Consider the following 19,638-nt stretch of genomic DNA (forward strand, 5'->3'; position numbering starts at 1 on the left):
GCGGCAGCAGCGGCGCACAGGGCGGCGGCAAAGCAGTTCTTCCACGACATCATCTCGCCAGGCTCCATGCACGCGTAACTTTGCCGAGGCGCAGCACAATGCGTGCCCGGACGTTAGCTGGCGAAGAGGCAAAGCACACCCGTCCCGTTTCGCACCCTAAAGCTCAACCTGGATCAGTCTGGTCCATCCCTACCGCATTAGTGCCATAGGGAATTCTTGCATTTCCAGTCGAATATGTGCAAACTGCATATGTGTGTAATGCACATATTTGGGGACCCCAATGACGCTGCGTACGGAAAATCTGCTCGGTGCGCTCGCCCTGCTGGTCACGGACGAGATGTATGCGCTGAACACCCTCCCCGCCCTCGCCGGCCCCACTGCGCGGGCGATGCTCAACGCGATCGGCCAGTATCCGGACGCGTCGATCGAACTGCTTCGCGATGCCGTGGCGCTGTCGCATCCGGCGGCTGTGCGCGCCGTAGCGGGCCTGGTCGACGCCGGTCTCGTCGAGAAGCGGGTCGGTCTCGACAAACGTTCCGTTGCACTCGCGCTGACCAGCGCCGGCCGGCGAGAAGTGAGGCGTCTGCGGAGCGCGCGCGAAAGCCTGCTCACGCGCATCGTAGGTCATCTCGACGGCGATGAGCGCCGGGTGTTCGAAGACTTGCTGATCAAGATGCTCTGGCACGAGACGCGCGACCCCGCGCATGCGATGCAGCTTTGCCGCTTTTGCGATGAAGGGCCGTGTCTCGAAGCGGGCTGCCCGATCGAATGCCGCGAAGAGGGTCTGCCCATGCCAACCCGGGGCAGGTCATGAAATCGCCGGCACCGGTGCGCTGGCCGGCCATCGCCGCACTGACCGCCGTATCGACGCTCGCGCAAATCGGCCAGTTCGGCATCGGCTTCATCGTGCTGCCGGTCTGGCTCGCTCATCAAGGCCTCGACGCGCCGCGCGCAGGCCTCTTCGCCGCATCGCAGTGGACAGGTATGCTCGCGGGCCTCACGGTAGCCCCGGCGCTAGTTGCGCGAATCGGCGCAAAGCGAACGGTGTCGCTCGGACTCGCGGCCAGTATCGTCGCGTTTTCGGCCGTAAGCCGGCTGTCGTGGCCGCTCTGGATCGTGCCCGGTATCCTGACCGGGCTGGGCATCGGCCTGCGCTGGATCGCCAACGAATCGTGGCTGTATAGCCTCGTACCCGAAGAATTGAGCGGCCGCGTGGTCGGCGTGCATGAGACGCTGATTGCAACGGCTGGCGTCATTGCACCGGCACTAGCCGCATGGTGCGGTCCCGACGGACGCGTAACGATTGCCGCCGGCCTGTTATTTACATTGGCCGCCGCTGTCCCGCTCTGGTTGACCGCATCGGGGCATCCGGCAAGTCCCGTTTCCCATGAGGCATCCGTTCACGGAAGCGTCTGGAACACGCCCGTCAGCTCTCGGGTCTGCCTCGGCATGATCGTGGTGGCAGTGGGCGGAATCAGCGACGGCGCGCTCTATGGCCTCTTTCCACTGTATGCCGGTGCGCGCGGCATGAGCGCCACGCAAACGGCCCTGCTGCTGTCGTGCCTTGGCCTCGGCGGGATGGCGCTGCAATTTCCGGTCGGCTGGCTAGCCGACCGTGCGGGTTTGGGATCGACAGTCATCGTGTGCGCGACGGCGAGCACGCTGGCACTGCTCGCTTTCACGCTCGCCCCGCCTATGACGTGGCGGGTTCCGGCGAGCGGCCTCGTAGTCGGCGGCATGAATAGCGCATTCATCACGCTTGGCATGTACGCTGCGGCGTGCAGCGAGAAAGCTGCGCTCGTCCGGAACATGCGTCTGGTGTCGCTGGCATTCACGTCCAGTTCCATCGTCGGGCCACTCATCGCGAGCGCGGCGATGAAGGCCTTCGGCAACGACGTCTTGATGTGGCCACTTGCGATCGCAAGCGGCGCGCTGGCCGTCTTTACCCTCGGCATCTGCGAGGGAAAGCGTCAAAGCAGCCGCCCTGCGCCTGTGACCGGCACTTAAGCGCTGTTCGCCACCGCCCGCTCCTCGCGCGCGTACTGCGCGGGCGGCCTGCCCACATGCCGCGTAAAGGCCACGCTGAACGTACTGGCGGAGCTATAGCCGACACGCTCCGCGATCTCGGCGATACGGCCTTCGTGACGGCGAAGCCAGTCCTTGGCGAGCGCCATGCGCCAGGTCAGCAGATATTCCATCGGCGCGACACCCACTGCGCGGCTGAAGCGTTCGAAGAAAGTCGAGCGCGAGAGCGCGGTCGCTTTCGCGAGTTCGGCAACCGTCCACGCGCGCGCCGGATGCTCGTGCATCCCGCGAATCGCAGCGGCGAGGCGGCCGTCGGCAAGCCCGCGCACGAGGCCCGGAGACGCGCCGGTGCCGGCAGCGGATCGCAGCGCTTCGATAAGCAGCACCTCCAGCAACCTCGAGAGCACCACTTCGCGCGCGGGCCGCTGATCGCGCGACTCCTCCCGCACGAGTTGCACGAGCGTGGCCAGCCTGTGTTCGCCGCGCACATGCACGATCTGCGGCAGCAGCGAAACCAGCAGGTACGCATCCGGCGAACCGAAACTGCAATGACCGGCCATCATGCGCGTGTCGACCGGGCTGCCTTCGGCGCCGATCCGGTATTCACCGTTGCCCAGCGCGACCGGCGCCTGGGTCTCGACGCCCGGCGGCGGCGCTTCGAGGCTGGACATCGCGACGCCATAGGCCGCGGGAATGAGAACGAAGTCGCCCGAGAGCAGTTCGATCGGCTCGTGTCCGTCGATCGCGATGCGGCACCCGCCTTCGAGGATGACGCAATAGAACGGCTGGCCGGCATCCGAGCGGCTGATGCGCCAGGGACTGGCGCCATGGACCAGCTTGGAGAACCGGGCACTGGGCTGCAGCAGCATCACCACCTCAGCCAACGGATCGATCATGACCGGACTCCCGCAAATGAAATTCGGATGATGGATTGTAGCAAGTACGGTCTCGGCAATCTATCGTAGGAGTGCATTTCAACCACCCCGCAGGAGTTTTCGTGAAAACCGTGTTGATCACCGGCTGCTCTTCTGGCTTCGGCCTCGAAATCGCGCGCTATTTCCTGGACCGCGACTGGCGCGTCGTCGCCACGATGCGTACGCCGCGGGCAGACGTGCTGCCGCCCTCGGACCCTCTGCGCGTGCTCGCGCTCGACGTTACCCGCCCGGAGAGCATTCGCCTCGCCGTGGAGGCCGCGGGCCCGATCGACGTCCTCGTCAACAACGCGGGCTTCGGCGCGGCTGCCCCGGCCGAACTGGTCCCGCTCGAATCGGTGCGCGCGGTGTTCGAGACCAACACCATCGGCACGATTGCCGTGACGCAAGCGGTCTTGCCCCAGTTCCGGCAGCGCAAAGCCGGCGTGATCGTCAACGTCACGTCGAGCGTGACGCTAAAGGCACTGCCGCTTCTCGCGGCCTATCGCGCAAGCAAGGTGGCCGTGAACGCCTTCACCGAGTCGATGGCGCTCGAACTCGAACCGTTCGGCGTGCGCGCGCGCCTCGTGCTGCCGGGCCGTGCGCCGGGGACGCGCTTCGGCGAGAACGCGCGCGCCCATATTCACGGCTTCGAGCACGAAGCCTACGCCGGGCTTGTCAGCGAGGTGCTCGCGCGACTCGGCGATCAGTCTGCCCCGATCACCGAGGCACAAGACGTCGCCGAAGCCGTGTGGCGCGCGGCGACTGATCCGTCGTGCCCGATGCGCCTCCCGGCCGGAGCAGACGCCGAAGCCTGGGCGGCCGAGGCACGCTGACGGACCAGCACCATCGCTTTGCACAGTACCTCTAAATACTCAGCAATACAGCAAGGAGATTGCCATGCAGGACAAACCCATCGCGCTCGTCACCGGAGCCAACCAGGGAATCGGTCTCCAGATCGCCAGGGATCTCGTGGCGCACGGTTTCATCGTGCTGGCCGGATCGCGCAATGCCGAGCGCGGCGAGGCGGCGGCTCGTGAGATCGGGCCGGACGCACACGCGCTCCAGCTCGACGTGACGGATCAGGCCTCGATCGCCGCCGCGGCGCAGCGGGTCGGCAGCGAGTTCGGCCGCATCGACGTGCTGATCCAGAACGCGGCCATCTCCAACACGAGCCGGCAGCCCGGCCAGTCCGTCGAGGACTACGCGAGGACAACCCGGCCGGCCAACGTGTCCCTCGATGAAATGCGCGCGGTATGGGACACCAACGTCTTCGGCGTTCTCGCCGTATATCAGGCGATGCTTCCGCTCCTGCGCAAGGCGCCGGCGGCCCGCATCGTCAACGTGTCGAGCGGCGTTGGGTCGTTGGCGGCGAATACGGACCCGGCCTTCCCATGGCGCGCGATCTTCGGCCCCGTCTACCCGGCGTCCAAGACGGCGCTCAATGCGCTGACACTCGCCATGGCGATCGAACTGGAGCCGGAAGGGATCAAGGTCCATGCCGTCTCGCCGGGCTTCACGAAGACCAACCTCAACGGCTATACGGGCACGGACACCGTCGAGGACGGCGCCCGCGAGGTGGTACGGGTCGCGTTGCTGGGGCCCGATAGCCCGACGGCCACGTTCACGCGCTGGGAGAACCAGACGATCCCGTGGTGACGAAGCGGCTCGCCCCCCTCTCGCCCGCCGGCACCGCGATCGCCGCAAGCGCGGCTTCGCGCGGCAGCGCCCATTCGAGCCAGCGCGTGCGCAGCGCAACCACGAGCACGAAGGCCAGCGCGGCAATCGTGCCGAAGGTCGCAAAACCCATCTGATAGCTGCCGGTGCTTTCCTTCGCCATGCCCATGACAACCGGCAGATAGAACCCGCCTATGCCCCCCGCCGCGCCGACGATGCCCGACATCAGCCCCGTGCGGCCGGGCCAGCGGCGCGGCACGAGCTGGAACGTGGCGCCGTTGCCAAGGCCGAAGCAGACGTAGGTGAACGCGAGCAGCACGATGCCCGCCGCGAACGTCGGCATGAGCGCAGCGAAAATAAAATCGGCGAGCGAGATGGCCGCGAGCAGCAGCACGAGAGCGCGTACGCCGGAAATGCGGTCGGCGATCAGACCGCCCACGGGCCGCACCATCGCGCCGGTCAGCGCAAGCAGCGACATGATCATGCCCGCCTCCAGCTTCGGAACCTGGTAGAGCGAAATAAGCAGCGTGGAGATATACGAAGACATGCCGACGAACCCGCCAAACGTGATGCTGTAGACGAGCATGACGACCCACGTGTCGCCCTCGGCCAGCACGCGGCGGTAATGCGCCGGCAGCACCGCGATGGCCAGCAGCGCACCGAACACGGGCAGCAGCAGCACGCCGGTCCTTCCCGCGCCGAACACGCCCGCATGCACGGCGAGCACGAGCGCGAGCAGCCCCGCCAGGGTGATGCAGAACGCGCGCAGCGCCTTGTAGGCGCTGCCCGACTTCTGGCCGAGGTCGCGTGCCCAGAAGCAGACGGCGGTCGCCGCCAGCGCGAGCAGCGGCAGCGCCGCGCCCGTCGCGCGCGCCCAGCCGGAGTGCGCCGCCACGCCTGGAAAGAGGAAGCCGTCGAGCACCGCGCCGATGTTGCCAGCCGCGGCGAGGCCGAGCACGAGCCCCTGCACCTTCGGCGGATAGTTGCTGCCCGCCATCGGCAGCGCAACGGCGAAGCTCGCGCCGCCCACGCCCAGCAGCACGCCGAGCACGAGCAGCAGCGTATAGGACGGCGTTCCCGGCATCGTCAGGAGAACGATGGAAGGAATGGCCGAGATCGCAATGCCGAGAAGCGCGATGCGCCGCCCGTCGCAGGCCTGATACAGGTTGCCCAGCGTGACGCGCAGGATCGCCGCGCCCAGCACGGGCACGGCCACGAGCAGGCCGAGTTCCGCGGGCGACATCGGCACGTCCTTCTGGATGAACGGCGCGAGCGGGCCGAACATCACCCAGACCGTGAATCCGGTGTCGAAGTAGAGGAAGCACGCGACGAGCGCGCGCCAGTTGCCGCTCTTCAGCGAGTGCATCAGTTCTTTCACGAGACGCTCCAGGGTAAAGGGACTTCAACCCGCATGACGGCGGATTCCTGCTTGTTCATCATCAGTAGTACACATGATCCCGCGAATGGTCTGCCATGCACGGCAGCCCACGGCGCTCCGCCTTGGGGCTGGCCAAAAAAAACGTCCCGAAGCCCACCGGGCACGCAATGCATGCTCGAGGTGTCGCTTCGGGACGCCGTTGCCCCGCATCATCCACTTGTCCCCGCAGCATGCGGGGACAGCCATTCTCTGGACCGTCGTTGGCCCGAGGCTGACAAAGCAATACGCGTGCCTATGTCGTCGCGTGGGCCTCGCGCGATAGCCGGGGTCAGGGTAAAAGGCTTGTCAGGCGGGAATCGCGCCGCTGCGGGGCACGATGACCATAGGGGGCCGGGACCGGCCCTCTACGCGCAGACACCGAGGTACGGCCACCATTCATGTGCCGGATGCGACTGCTGCTGGTGCACTGCAGCGTGCCCGCGCACCGCGCGCGGGCATGGCTTTGCAGGAACCGTCACTGCGTACGCAGGACGGGCGTGCGGCGCACTTCGGCAAGATAGATGAGGATCAGCGAAACCCAGACCACGCCGTAGAGAAACATGAAGCACGTCGAGCGCACCCGGAACACGTCGAGCAGCGAACCGAAGATGATGGGCAGCAGGAAGCCGCCCAGCCCGCCCGCGAGGCCCACGATGCCGCTCACGACCCCCATGCTTTCGGGAAAGTCGTCGGCCACGTACTTGAACGTCGAGGCCATGCCGAACGCGAAAACGGCGCCCAGCACGAACGTCAGCGCGACGAATGCCACGACGGGCGTGTGCAATTGCAGCGTCACGTCGCCGTCGAGCGTATGGATCACGAAGTCGGTTGGCGGATACGACAGCAGGAACAGACAGATCCAGGCGACCCACAGACCCCACCAGGTGACGGAGTGCGCACCCAGGCGGTCGGCGAGCGCGCCGCCCACCGCGCGCAGTACCGAGCCCGGCAGCGAAAATCCGGCGGCAAATGCCGAGGCGGCGACGAGCGACATGCCGTACTCCGCCTTCAGGTACTGAGGAATCCACAGCGAGAGCGCGGTGAAGCCGCCGAAGGTGATCGAATAGTACTGGCAGAGCCGCCAGACGTTCGGATTGCGCAGCACCCGGAACGAATCGAGCCACGACCCGCTGCCCTTGCCCGCGCCCGGATCCGGCGCCGACGCGAACCAGAAGATCACCGCGGTCACGAGGAGCGCCACGGCATAGACGCGCGGCACGAAGCGCCAGCCATAGGCGGCCTCCAGCGCAGGCGTGACGAACAGGTTGACAGCGGCGCCTACCGTGCCCGCGCCGAAGAAGCCCATCGCAAAGCCGCGGCGCGCGGGCGGAAAGAAACGCGCGACGTAAGGGGTGCCCACGGCGAACGACGCGCCCACGCAACCGAGAAAGAGCCCGATCAACAGGAACTGCCAGAGCGCGGTCGCATAGCTCACCACGAACACCGGCACGGCGCACGCCGCGAGCAGGATCGTCATGACGATGCGCCCGCCGAAGCGGTCGGTCCAGGCGCCGAGTGGCAGGCGCATGAGCGCACCGGTCAGCACGGGCGTCGAGGTCAGCAGGCCGAACTCGGTACTGTTCAGATGCAGGTCCTCGCGCAACTGCACGCCCAGCACGCCGAACATCATCCACACGACGAAGCAGATCATGAACGCGAAGGTGCTCGCGAACAGGACCAACCACGCCCGGCGAGAGACGGACGCATCGGGTACGGGCCGCACAGGAATATCAGGTGAACTCATGTTGGTTTCCTCTTCATTGGACGAGCGGTCCGGCTGCACCGGCCAGCACCGCACCTTCGACCCGCGCCGCGCCGGCCAGCACGGACACGTACTGCTGCATGGCCTTGTGGCGCACGTGCGTCTCGAGGAAGGCGGCAATATCGGCCTCGACCGCCGCGAACGGCAGCGCCTCGCCCTCCACGCGCCGGTCGATGCGCACGACGTGAAAGCCGAAGCGCGTATTGACGAGATGCGGCAGGATGCCGAGCGCTTCCGTCCCGAACAGCGCGCGCTCGAACTCGGGCACGCTGTCGCCGCGCAACAGTTGTCCCAGGCTGCCGCCCAACGCGCCGGACGGACAATTCGAGCGCTCGCGGGCGGCCGCTTCGAAGTTCTGCGGCGCCTCGCGCACCTCATGCAGCGTCTCCTCGGCCATGGCCCGCACGCGCGCAAGCGGCGAGCGTTCGGTCACGGCAAAGAGAATGTGGCTCGCGTAGACGATGTCGTTGCGCCTGAACCGCGCCGTATGGCCGGCGTAATAGTGTTCGCACTCGGCGCGCGTGGGCTGCGGGACTTGAAGCTCGCGCGCGAGCAACGCGTCGAGCGCCGCGTCGTCGAGCGTGGCGTCCTGGCCCAGCAATTCGAGCGCGACGGCGCGCTGGCGCAGCAGCTCGCGAATCGCGAGCGCGCATCGCGCCGCGCCGTACGGGTCGGGATCGTCTTCGTGATGACGACGCTCGGCCGCGATCTCGGCCATGTCGATCGCGACGTCGTTGACGCGCAGCATCGCCGCCTGCGCTTGCGGTTCCGTCACGCAGGCTTCGCGGTTGTCCATGTCGCCTCCTCTCAACGCCGGCGCACGAGCTGATACGGCCGGATCAGATACGCGACCGAAGCCAGGCCGCTCCAGATATGCACCATCCGCGTGAACGGCGAAACGAGGAAGATCGTGAAGCCAAGCGCGATATGAAGCTGGTACGTGAGCGGCACACCGTCGAGGAGCCCCGCGATGCCGGGCCGGAACGTGACGACGCCTTTCACGTAATCGGTGAGCTGCTCGAACAGCACGCCATCCATGTGATGCAGCGACAGCCACACGGTGCCGAGGCCGAGCGCGAGTTGCACCCACAGCATCAGGACGATCACGATGTCCCAGACGCGGCTGTTGTGGCGAATGCGCGCGTCGGACAGGCGCCGCCAGATCAGGATCGTCAGGCCGATGATCGCCACGGCGCCCGACGCCCCACCCGCGATCATCGCGACGAGCTGGTGTCCCGACGCCGAGAGAAACGGCGAAACGAGCCAGTGCGGCGCGAGAAAGCCCGCGAAATGCCCGAGCACGACCACGAGCACGCCCCAGTGAAACAGATTGCTGCCGAGGCGCAGCGCGCCGTGCCGCAGCAGTTGCGACGAGTCGCTCTTCCACGTGTACTGCTCGCGGTCGAAGCGGATGAGACTGCCCAGCAACAGCACGGCCAGACAGATATACGGGTAGATGCCGAACACAAACTGATGGAAGTAGCCGCTCATGGCGATTCTCCTCGTGCTGGGTGGCCGCGCCCGTTGCGCGGGCGCGGTGTGCGGGCCGTCACCTGCGCGCCGGCCGCTTGTCGTAGAAGTGCACGGGCTCCGCGGCCGGCGCCGTCGCGCCGACGAAACGCACGGGCTCGTCGGTATAGGCGGCGTCGAGCGCGCGATAGTCGGCGGCGGATGGCGGTCGATGCGCGTCGTCCTCGGCCTCGGCGTCGGCGGGCATCGCCGCGCCGCCCGCCAGCGCCAGCAGCGCGCCGATCACGAAGCCGTAGTGGCTGGCACGCTGGCCCAGCGCATCCGCCAGCGACTGCAGGATCTCGACGGTCTCGGCGAGCAGCGCGCGCGCCTCCTTCACCGGCAGACGCGAGAGATATTCCAGGAACACCGGCAGATAGTCGGGCAGCTCGTTGGCGGCCAGGTAGAGCCCGTGGCGCGCATAGGTCTGCAGCAGATCGATCATGGCCTGCCCGCGGTCGCGCGACTCGCCGTGCACGTGCTCGAACAGATAGAGCGACGTCGCGCGCCCGCGGTCGAACAACGCGACATAGTTCTCCTGCAGCGTGACGAGTTCGCGTTCGGCGCAGTAGTCGAAGAAGCGCGCAAGGCCCGCGCGCGCCTCGCGCGGCAGCGCACGCTCCGCCATCAGCCGCTCGCGCGCCTCCGGCAGCGCCTGCACCAGGGCTGCGTCGGGATAGTCGAGCAGCGCCGCCAGCACGGCGTACACCCTGCCCTGCTGCTCGCGTTGAAGCGTTTGCATCATGTCAGGACTCCTGGCGGATCGGAATCGTGCGTCCGCCCTTGCGTGTGCTGAAGAGGCTCGCCTCCGAGCGGCCGTCCGAACAGCCGTTGCCGAACGAGAAGCCACAGGACGAGCGCAGATCGAAGGCATCTTCCGCGTACTCGCGGTGGGTGGTCGGGATCACGAAGCGATCCTCGTAGTTGGCGATCGCGAGATAGCGGTACATGTCCTCCACCTGCGCGACCGACAAGCCCGCTTGCGCGAGCACGCCCGGCGCCTCCACGCCGTCCACGTGACGCGCGCGCATGAACGCGCGCATGGCCAGCATGCGCTCCAGCGCGCGCTTCACAGGGGCTTCGTCGCCGGCCGTGAGCAGGTTGGCGAGATAGCGCAGCGGAATGCGCAGCGATTCGACGTCGGGCAGATAGCCGTTCATGCCGAGATCGCCGCTATTGGCCGCGGAGTTGATCGGTGAAAGCGGCGGCACGTACCAGACCATCGGTAGCGTGCGGTACTCGGGATGCAGCGGAAACGCGATCTTCCAGTCGATCGCCATCTTCCACGTGGGCGAGCGCTGGGCGCTCTCGATCCAGGCGTGAGGGACGCCATCGCGTTCGGCCTGCGCGATCACGGCCGGGTCGTGCGGATCGAGGAAGACCGAAAGCTGTGCTTCGTACAGATCGGTCTCGCGCTCGACGCTTGCAGCCTCGCCGATGCGATCGGCGTCGTAGAGCAGCACGCCGAGATAGCGGATGCGCCCCACGCAGGTCTCCGAACACACGGTGGGCTGCCCGACCTCGATGCGCGGATAGCAGAAGATGCACTTCTCGGCCTTGCCGCTGTGCCAGTTGTAATAGATCTTCTTGTATGGACAGCCGGAGACGCACATGCGCCAGCCGCGGCACTTGTCCTGATCGATCAGCACGATGCCGTCCTCCTCGCGCTTGTAGATCGATCCCGAGGGACAGGCCGCGACGCAGGCCGGATTGAGGCAGTGCTCGCACAAGCGCGGCAGATACATCATGAAGGTGTTCTCGAACTGGCCGTAGATGTCCTTTTGCACGTTCTCGAAGTTATAGTCCTTCGCGCGCTTCTCGAACTCGCCGCCGAGTATCTCCTCCCAGTTCGGACCCCACTCGATTTTCTCGAGCCGCTCGCCGCTGATGAGCGAGCGCGGCCGCGCCACCGGCATCGCGCGCGTGTTGCCCGCGTCCTGCAGATGGGCGTAGTCGAACGTAAAAGGTTCGTAGTAGTCGTCGATCTGCGGCAGCCGCGGATTCGCGAAGATCTGAGCAAGCAGACGCCACTTGCCGCCCAGGCGCGGCTCGATCTTGCCGTCGGCCTTGCGCGTCCAGCCGCCGTGCCAGCGGTCCTGGTTCTCCCATTCCTTCGGGTAGCCGATGCCGGGCTTCGTTTCGACGTTGTTGAACCAGGCGTACTCCATGCCCTCGCGGCTCGTCCAGACGTTCTTGCAGGTCACCGAACACGTATGGCAACCAATGCACTTGTCGAGGTTGAGCACCATCGCAATCTGCGCACGCACTTTCATGACGCTTCTCCTTCGCGGACCCTGCGTTCGGTGGCGGGAGCCATCTGCTGGGGCGGCGTGTCGTCGAGCCAGTCGACCGTGCTCATCTTGCGTACGATGAGAAACTCGTCGCGGTTCGAGCCCACGGTGCCGTAGTAATTGAACCCGTACGAAAGCTGCGCGTAGCCGCCTATCATGTGAGTGGGCTTGAGCGCGATGCGCGTGACCGAGTTGTGAATGCCGCCGCGCGTGCCCGTGATTTGCGAGCCCGGCGTGTTCACGATCTTCTCCTGCGCGTGGTACATCATCACCATGCCGCGCGGAATGCGCTGGCTCACCACGGCGCGCGCGCACAGCGCGCCGTTCGAGTTGTAGCATTCGATCCAGTCGTTGTCGGCCACGCCGATCTGCGCCGCGTCGCGCTCCGAGATCCACACGATCGGGCCGCCGCGCGAGAGCGTGAGCATTAGCAGATTGTCGGTATAGGTGCTGTGAATGCCCCACTTCTGGTGCGGCGTGATGAAGTTGAGCACCATTTCCGGGTTGCCGTTCGAGTGCTTGCCGACCATGTGCTCGTAGCTGCCCGTGTCGATGGGCGGCTTGTAGACGCAGAGCGATTCGCCGAACGCGCGCATCCACGCATGGTCCTGATAGAGCTGCTGACGGCCCGTGAGCGTGCGCCATGGAATCAGCTCGTGAACGTTGGTGTAGCCCGCGTTGTACGAGACATGCTCCGACTCGATGCCGCTCCAGGTGGGCGACGAGATGATCTTGCGCGGCTGGGCCTGAATGTCGCGAAAGCGGATTTTCTCGTCGGCGCGGGCCTCGGCCAGATGCGCGTGTTCGATGCCCGTGATCGAAGAAAGCGCGTCCCACGCCTTGACCGCCACCGCGCCGTTGGTCTCGGGCGCGAGCGAGAGGATCGTCTCGGCGGCGTCGATGGCGGACTCGATGCGCGGCCGGCCTTCGGCCGTACCCGCACTGCCCACGCGATAGTTGAGTTCGCCGAGCAATGCCACCTCCTCGCGCGTATCCCAGTTGATGCCCTTGCCGCCATTGCCCAGCGTATCCATCAGCGGGCCCAGCGAGGTGAACTGGCGATACGTGGCCGGGTAGTCGCGCTGGACGGTTATCACCGACGGCATGGTCTTGCCGGGCACCGGTTCGCATTCGCCGCGCTTCCAGTCGAGCACGTCGAAAGGCTGGGCAAGCTCGGCCGGACTGTCGTGCGCGATCGGCGCGAGCACGACGTCGCGCTCCACGCCAAGCTGCCCCACGCTCAGTTCGGAGAAACGCTTCGCGATCCCCTTGAAAATCTCCCAGTCGCTCTTCGATTGCCAGGCGGGATCGACGGCCGCCGAAAGCGGATGGATGAACGGATGCATGTCGGACGTGTTCATGTCGTCCTTCTCGTACCACGTCGCGGTGGGCAGCACGATGTCCGAATACATGCAGGTGGTGGACATGCGGAAGTCCAGCGTCACGAGCAGATCGAGCTTGCCGCGCGGTGCCTCCTCGCGCCATGCGACCTCCTCGGGCCGCACGCCGCCGTTCTTGCCTATTTCCTCGCCCTGCACGCCGTTCGTCGTGCCAAGCAAATGCTTGAGGAAGTACTCGTGCCCCTTGCCCGACGAGCCGAGCAGGTTCGAGCGCCACACGAACAGGTTGCGCGGAAAGTTGTCGGGATCGTCGGGATCCTCGCAGGCGAGCTTCAGGCTGCCGGCCTTCAGGCGCGCCGCGATTTCGGCCGGCGCGGCCTCGTGCCCGGCGAGCTCGCGCCCGAGGTCGAGCGGATTGCGCTTGAGTTGCGGCGCGCTGGGCAGCCAGCCCATGCGCTCGGCGCGCACGTTGTAGTCGATCGGCGCGCCGTGAAAGTGGGTCGTGTCGGCCAGCGGCGACAGCAGCGCCGTGGGATTCATCGGATCGTAGCGCCACTGGTCGGTGTGCGCGTAGAAGAACGACGTCGCGTTCATCTGGCGCGGCGGGCGATGCCAGTCGAGTGCGAACGCGAGCGCGGTCCAGCCCGTTTGCGGGCGCAGTTTTTCCTGGCCCACGTAGTGCGACCAGCCCCCGCCGGATTTGCCGATGCAGCCGCACATGATCAGCATGTTGATGATCGCGCGGTACGCCATGTCCATATGGAACCAGTGATTGATCCCGGCGCCGATGATCACCATCGACTTGCCCCCGGTCTTGTGGGCGTTCTCCGCGAACTGCCGCGCCACCGCGATCACGTCGGCGCGCTTCACGCCGGTGATCGCCTCCTGCCAGGCCGGCGTGTAAGGCACGTCGTCGTCGTAGCTGGCGGCGATGTCCGCGCCGCCCAGCCCCTGATCGAGCCCGTAGTTCGCGACGAAAAGATCGTAGACGCTCGCGACGAGCATCGTGCCGTTCTGCGTGCTCACGCGGCGAACGCCGATGCGGCGCGTGAGCGTGGACGCATGCGAGGTCGATTCGAAATGCGCATGCGCTTGATTGCCGAAGTAAGGAAACTTCACGTCCACGACGTCGTCGTGCGCGCCGACGAGCGACAGCCTCGGCTTGTGCGCCGCGCCGTTCGACGCTTCGGCGCGCAGATTCCACTTGCCCTTGTCGCCGCCCTCCTGCTGGTTCCAGCGAAAGCCCACCGACCCCAGCGGCACGACGAAGTCGTTGCTCGCCTCGTCGATCGCCACGGTCTTCCACTCCGCGTGATTCGTCTCGCCGAGCGCCCCGTCGAAGTCGGAGGCGCGCACGAGCCGCTCGGGCACGTAGCCCTCGCCATGCGGCACGAGGCGCACGAGGCAGGGCATGTCGGTATAGCGGCGGCAGTAGTCGGCGAAATAATCGCTCTTGCCCGCCAGATGAAACTCCTTGAGGATCACGTGCCCCATCGCGAGCGCCAGCGCCGCGTCGGTGCCCTGCTTCGGATGCAGCCAGATGTCGCCGAACTTCGCGCCCTCCGCGTAGTCAGGAAACACCGAGACGATCTTCGTGCCCTTGTAGCGCACCTCGGCCATGAAATGCGCGTCCGGCGTGCGCGTCTGCGGAACGTTCGAACCCCAGAGCATGATGAACGTGGAGTTGTACCAGTCCGCGGATTCGGGCACGTCGGTCTGCTCGCCCCAGGTCTGCGGCGAGGCCGGCGGCAGATCGCAGTACCAGTCATAGAAGCTCAGGCACACGCCGCCGATCAGCGACAGATAGCGCGAGCCCGCCGCGTACGAGACCATCGACATTGCCGGAATCGGCGAGAAGCCCACCACGCGGTCGGGACCGTGTTCGCGGATCGTGTAGACGTTGGCGGCCGCCACGATCTCGTTGACCTCGTCCCAGCTCGACCGCACGAAGCCGCCCAGCCCGCGGCGCTGCTGATAGCTGCGCCGCGCCGCTTCGTCGGCCACGATCGAGCGCCACGCCTCGACGGGCTCGAGCGTGCGGCGCCGCTCGCGCCAGAGCGTGAGCAGCGCGCTGCGCACCATCGGATACTTGAGGCGGTTCGCGCTATAGAGGTACCACGAATACGAGGCGCCACGCGAGCAGCCGCGCGGCTCGTGGTTCGGCATGTCGGGCCGCGTGCGCGGGTAGTCGGTCTGCTGCGTCTCCCATGTCACGATGCCGCCCTTCACGTAGATCTTCCACGAGCAGGACCCGGTGCAGTTCACGCCATGCGTCGAACGCACGATCTTGTCGTGCTGCCAGCGCTGGCGGTAAGCGTCCTCCCACTTTCGGTCTTCGTCCGTGACAGCACCGTGACCGTCGGAGAAGGTCGGGCGGGTGGTCGTGAAATAGCGCAGCCTGTCGAGAAAATGACTCATGGCAATCTCGATAAAGTGGGAATCGAATCGTGGCCGCACCGCCACGCGGGTAAGGTATCGCGCGTGGCGACGAAGAGGCGCCCGGCATGGATATGCACGGAAAAATATATCGGAGTCCGCATTATCCGATGTCGATACCGCTCGATCATGCGCCTCGCATCGTGACAGATGCTATCGTGCGGCAGCGGTGGCCGTGCGGCCCTGGGACGGAGACTACGCGGTGGCGTGAGTGTTACCGGCATGTCATCAAGTTGTCGAAATCCGGATGGAAACGGGCGTTTCAACACACTGCGAAGCCGTCATTCAAATGACACGAACGACAGCACTGCTCAGCTTCATTGATGCATCGGCGATGCGGACCTGGCTAATCAGGCACGCGATGTGCATCTTTACTCAGACTCGAACGATGGTCAAGCTGAATGGAAGCCGGCTTATCGAGCCACGTGACGTTCACTAACGATCGGCACGAGCATCGATTCGGAACTACGTCGCAGCGAAACGCGTTGTACAGCGGGGGCGATCTTACGTCGCGCCCTCCGGTTCGAGCTGCGAGCAAATGCCACATCGGCAGATTCTACGGACCCGACCTGCGGCGTATATGATGTATATCAAATACATCTATTAGCGGGAGCGCAGAGCATGAATCTCCACAGCATCGCCGAACCGCCGGCTGCGCCGCGCCGCCGCTTCGCCCTCTGGGCGCTCGGCTTTCGCCCGTTCTATCTGGGCGGCGCGCTGTTCGGCAGCGCCGCGATGCTGGCGTGGCTGGCCGCGATAGACGGCCATCCCCTGCCGGGTCTCCAGTCCTCCCTGCCCGGCGTCCTCTGGCACGCCCATGAAATGATTTTCGGCTTTGCCGCGGCCATCGTGGCGGGCTTCCTGCTCACCGCCGTACGCGCATGGACTACCGTGACGCCCGCCCAGGGCCGCTCGCTCGCCGCGCTGTGGCTGCTCTGGCTGGCGGGACGCGCGGCGGTGGCCTGGGCGCCCGCCGCGCTCGCCGCCACGGTCGACGTCGCGTTCCTGCCGGTCTGTGCGTTCGTGTTGCTACGCGTGCTCGTTCGCGCGCAGAACCGCCACAACGTCTTCCTGCCCGTTGCGCTCGGGTTGCTCGCGGCCACCAACCTCGCGTTCCATCTGGCGGCCGGCAGCGGACATGCGGACTGGGCGTTGCGTAGCGCCTGGCTCGCGGTCGGCCTGCTCGTGCTGTTCGTGACCGTCATCGGCGGACGCATCATTCCGTCCTTCACCGCCAATGCGGTTCCGGGCTACACCTCCCGGCGCTGGCGTTTTGTCGAAGCCGCGGTGATGCCGCTCACCGCGCTCGCCTTTGTCATGGACGGGTTTGGCGCGCCGCGCTCCGTGGTGGCCGCCGCGAGCCTCGCCGCCGCCCTCGTGCAGGGTTGGCGGTGGTTTGGCTGGCGCTCGTGGCGCGTCGGCAATCGCCCCATCCTCGCGATCCTGCACGTTGCCTATGCGTGGATTCCGTTCGGCTTCGCGATGCTTGCGCTCGCATCGTGCGGCTACGTCGCGCACTCGCTCGCGATGCACGCGTTCACGGCCGGTGCGATCGGCTGCGCGATCATCGCCATGATCACGCGTACGGCGCGTGGGCATACGGGCCGGCCACTCGTCGCGGGACGCATCGAGATCGCATGCTATGGACTGCTGATGCTGGCCGCCGTGATGCGCGTAGTCGTGCCCGCGCTGGCGCCGGCCTGGACGCTCGCCGCCATCGACATATCGGCGGCCTGCTGGATCGTGGCGTTCGCTGCGTATTGCGCGCGTTACGCGGGATGGCTCTGGCGTCCGCGGCTGGACGGCAAGGAAGGTTAGCGCAAGGCTGTTCAACGCCCCTCGCGGTTCCGTCACCGGCACGTTGCTCGATAGAATTTTTATCTACGTCGTCCCCGCTCCGCATCGCCAATTTGGAAGCATTTTCTCGCGCCGGGCCGGTAGGATTTTCCCCTTCGATTGGCGGAGCCCCTATGACGACGAACCCCGGACACCTGCATTACTTCGACTACGCGGCGACCACGCCGGCCGACCCGCGCGTTATCGCGGCCATGGGCGAATGCCTCGGCATGGACGGCGTTTTCGGCAATCCCGCGTCGAGTTCGCACGACGCGGGCACCCGCGCCCGTGCGCTCGTGGAGCGCGCAAGGCAGCAGGTCGCGGCGCTGATCGGCGCCGAAGCCGCCGAGATCGTGTGGACCTCGGGCGCGACCGAATCGAACAATCTGGCGCTCAAGGGCTATGCCGAAGCCGCCACGGCGCGGCCGCACCTCGTCACGAGCGTGCTCGAACACAAGGCCATTCTCGATACGGCCGCCAGCCTCGAAAAGCGCGGCACGCCCGTTACGTGGGTGCGCCCCGCCCCCGACGGCTCGATCTCGCCCGCGGCCGTTGCCGCCGCGCTGCGCGAGAACACCGGGCTGGTCTCGCTGATGCTGGTGAACAACGAGATCGGCACGCTCACCGACATCGCCGCCATCGCACCGATCGTGCATGCGGCCGGCGCGCTGCTGCACGTCGATGCGGCCCAGGCGCTCGGCAAGACGCCTGTGGACGTGAAAGCGCTCGGCATCGACCTCATGTCGATGTCCGCGCATAAGGTTTATGGACCCAAGGGCATAGGCGCGCTGTATGTGCGCGAAGACATTGCCGCGCGCCTCGCTCCGCAGATGCACGGCGGCGGCCACGAACGCGGACTGCGCTCGGGCACGCTGGCCACGCATCAGATTGTGGGCATGGGCACGGCGTGCGCTATCGCCGCCGCGGACGGGGAAGCCGACAACGCCCGCATCGCGCGGTTGGGCGCACGGCTGCTGGACGGCATTGCCGGGATCGAAGGCGTCTCGCTCAACGCGCGCGAGGCGCGGCGTATTGCGCACACGATGAGCCTGCGCGTCGACCACGCGGGCTTCTTTCCGTTTCTGCTCGGGTCGGACTTCGCGGTTTCTTCGACGTCGGCCTGCAGTTCGGCGGCCGGCACGCCTTCGCATGTGCTGATGGGAATCGGTCTTGCCGCCGAAGCGGCGGCGCGCACGATCCGGCTGAGCCTCGGCCGGTTTACGCAACAGGAAGATGTCGACTTCGCGGTGGGCCGTCTGCGCGAAGTGATCGAATCGGTGAGCCCGGCGGCAGTCCAGGGCGTTTGACGCGTCGACTAATCGTCGGCTTTCAGGCGTGCTGCGCGATCGCGATGATGAGCGCCGAGACAGAGAGCGCAATCGCGACGAGTGCAACGGCGATGGCAGTGTTGTTCGGGAGTTTCATGCTCGGTCCTTGTTCAGGCCGGTACGTTACCGTCTCGCGAGCCATGCGGATGTTAGCAATTGTCAGAAAGCGTATCCACGCTTACCCTGAGTGCCCTGCTTGCACCCCGCTTGCACCCCGTTTCGACCCCGCTAGCGCCCTGCCGGCGCCGCGCTCGCGCCTGCGACATACAAACAGCGTACAAGCAACAACGCCCCGGGGCCGCGAAAGCCCCGGGGCGTGAACGATGACGCGAGGGACGCCCGGTCAGACCGTGTGCAGGTGCAGGTAGTTATAGAGTCCGGCTGCCGCGGCTCCGCCAACGAGCGGCCCGATCACCGGAATCCACGCATAGCGCCAGTCGCTGTCGCGCTTGCCCGGAATCGGCAGCAGCGCGTGCATGATGCGCGGGGACAGATCGCGCGCCGGACTCATCGCGTAGCCCGTGGGGCCGCCCAGCGAAATACCGATGCCCAGCACGAGCAGGCCCACCGGCAACGCATCGAGCGCACCGAGCCCCACCTGCGGCGAAGCAAGATACAGCACGCCGAGAATCAGGATGAACGTGCAGATGGCCTCGGTCAGCACGTTGTGCTTCACGCTGCGGATCGCGGGCGCCGTGCAGAACACAGCGAGCTTGAGGTCGGCGTCGGCTTCGCGCGCGAAGTGCTGGCGATAGGCAAGCCACACGATCAGCGCGCCGGCCATGCCGCCCAGCATCTGCGCGGCAATGTAGCCGCCCACCTTCGACCACGCGAACTTGCCCGCGAGCGCGAGGCTGATCGTGACGATCGGATTCAGGTGCGCGCCGCTGAACGACGCCGTGACATAGACCGCGACGAACACGGCCATGGCCCAGCCAAACACGATGACGATGAGATCGGCGCCGTTGCCTTTCGTCTTGGCGAGCAGCACGTTGGCGACCGCGCCGTTGCCGAGCAGCACGAGAATCGCTGTGCCGATGAATTCTGCAATGTATGGTGACATGATGTGTCTCTCTACCCACGCGGCAGGTACGCGCTCATGCGCG

The 19,638-nt window shown here is 66.3% G+C and carries 14 protein-coding genes and 1 pseudogene; 6 read left to right on the top strand and 9 right to left on the bottom strand.

Translation table 11 applies throughout. The annotated features are described in order from the left end of the window. The first annotated feature begins 280 nt into the window (after window positions 1-280). Together WJ542_RS19460 and WJ542_RS19465 are read left to right on the top strand one after the other, a co-directional pair. Window positions 281-814, top strand: a complete 534-nt coding sequence (locus WJ542_RS19460; RefSeq protein ID WP_411191073.1) for a MarR family winged helix-turn-helix transcriptional regulator — start codon at window positions 281-283, stop codon at window positions 812-814. Next, entirely contained in the window at window positions 811-2,007 is a 1,197-nt protein-coding gene (locus WJ542_RS19465; protein WP_411191074.1) for an MFS transporter, read from the top strand. The genes WJ542_RS19460 and WJ542_RS19465 overlap by 4 nt, the downstream gene beginning before the upstream one ends. Here WJ542_RS19465 and WJ542_RS19470 read toward each other — a convergent pair. Continuing rightward, window positions 2,004-2,921 carry an AraC family transcriptional regulator gene (locus WJ542_RS19470; protein WP_411191075.1) on the bottom strand — a complete coding sequence of 306 codons (918 nt, stop codon included), beginning with the start codon at window positions 2,919-2,921 and terminating at the stop codon, window positions 2,004-2,006. The genes WJ542_RS19465 and WJ542_RS19470 overlap by 4 nt on opposite strands. Window positions 2,922-3,022: 101 nt before the next feature. Between WJ542_RS19470 and WJ542_RS19475 the strand changes: the two genes are divergently transcribed. Then, window positions 3,023-3,772: an SDR family oxidoreductase gene (locus tag WJ542_RS19475; protein ID WP_411191076.1), complete on the top strand. Its 750-nt coding sequence runs from the start codon at window positions 3,023-3,025 to the stop codon at window positions 3,770-3,772. Between the two features lie 64 nt (window positions 3,773-3,836). Next, complete coding sequence (locus WJ542_RS19480) at window positions 3,837-4,595, top strand: SDR family NAD(P)-dependent oxidoreductase (RefSeq protein ID WP_411191078.1); 759 nt, start codon at window positions 3,837-3,839, stop codon at window positions 4,593-4,595. On the opposite strand, the gene WJ542_RS19485 is transcribed toward WJ542_RS19480, so the two are convergent. From WJ542_RS19485 to WJ542_RS19515, 7 genes are all read right to left on the bottom strand, one after another. Continuing rightward, on the bottom strand, window positions 4,561-5,991 hold the full coding sequence (locus WJ542_RS19485; RefSeq protein WP_411191079.1) for an MFS transporter: 1,431 nt from the start codon (window positions 5,989-5,991) through the stop codon (window positions 4,561-4,563). The genes WJ542_RS19480 and WJ542_RS19485 overlap by 35 nt on opposite strands. A gap of 514 nt (window positions 5,992-6,505) precedes the next feature. After that, window positions 6,506-7,774, bottom strand: coding sequence for an MFS transporter (locus tag WJ542_RS19490; protein ID WP_411191080.1), 1,269 nt, complete (start codon window positions 7,772-7,774; stop codon window positions 6,506-6,508). A gap of 13 nt (window positions 7,775-7,787) precedes the next feature. After that, complete coding sequence (locus WJ542_RS19495) at window positions 7,788-8,588, bottom strand: peptidylprolyl isomerase (RefSeq protein ID WP_411191081.1); 801 nt, start codon at window positions 8,586-8,588, stop codon at window positions 7,788-7,790. An 11-nt stretch (window positions 8,589-8,599) separates the two neighbouring features. Continuing rightward, window positions 8,600-9,283 carry a respiratory nitrate reductase subunit gamma gene (narI, locus tag WJ542_RS19500; protein ID WP_411191082.1) on the bottom strand — a complete coding sequence of 228 codons (684 nt, stop codon included), beginning with the start codon at window positions 9,281-9,283 and terminating at the stop codon, window positions 8,600-8,602. A 58-nt stretch (window positions 9,284-9,341) separates the two neighbouring features. Beyond that, complete coding sequence (gene narJ / locus WJ542_RS19505) at window positions 9,342-10,043, bottom strand: nitrate reductase molybdenum cofactor assembly chaperone (RefSeq protein ID WP_411192497.1); 702 nt, start codon at window positions 10,041-10,043, stop codon at window positions 9,342-9,344. A gap of 4 nt (window positions 10,044-10,047) precedes the next feature. Further along, the gene (narH, locus tag WJ542_RS19510) at window positions 10,048-11,574 is read right to left on the bottom strand and encodes a nitrate reductase subunit beta (RefSeq protein ID WP_411191083.1); all 1,527 of its coding nucleotides are present in this window, start codon (window positions 11,572-11,574) and stop codon (window positions 10,048-10,050) included. After that, on the bottom strand, window positions 11,571-15,350 hold the full coding sequence (locus tag WJ542_RS19515) for a nitrate reductase subunit alpha (protein WP_411191084.1): 3,780 nt from the start codon (window positions 15,348-15,350) through the stop codon (window positions 11,571-11,573). The genes narH and WJ542_RS19515 overlap by 4 nt, the downstream gene beginning before the upstream one ends. A gap of 639 nt (window positions 15,351-15,989) precedes the next feature. Between WJ542_RS19515 and WJ542_RS19520 the strand changes: the two genes are divergently transcribed. Further along, window positions 15,990-17,186 (top strand): NnrS family protein, encoded by a 1,197-nt coding sequence (locus tag WJ542_RS19520; protein WP_411191085.1) that lies wholly within the window; start codon window positions 15,990-15,992, stop codon window positions 17,184-17,186. Between the two features lie 152 nt (window positions 17,187-17,338). Next, a pseudogene (locus tag WJ542_RS19525) lies at window positions 17,339-18,505 on the top strand (cysteine desulfurase family protein); the annotation flags it as partial. A gap of 370 nt (window positions 18,506-18,875) precedes the next feature. Here WJ542_RS19525 and WJ542_RS19530 read toward each other — a convergent pair. Then, on the bottom strand, window positions 18,876-19,595 hold the full coding sequence (locus tag WJ542_RS19530; protein WP_411191087.1) for an MIP/aquaporin family protein: 720 nt from the start codon (window positions 19,593-19,595) through the stop codon (window positions 18,876-18,878). Between the last annotated feature and the right edge of the window lie 43 nt (window positions 19,596-19,638).

Origin of the sequence: Paraburkholderia yinzeri, assembly GCF_046581065.1 — a bacterium.
Classification (GTDB): Bacteria; Pseudomonadota; Gammaproteobacteria; order Burkholderiales; family Burkholderiaceae; genus Paraburkholderia.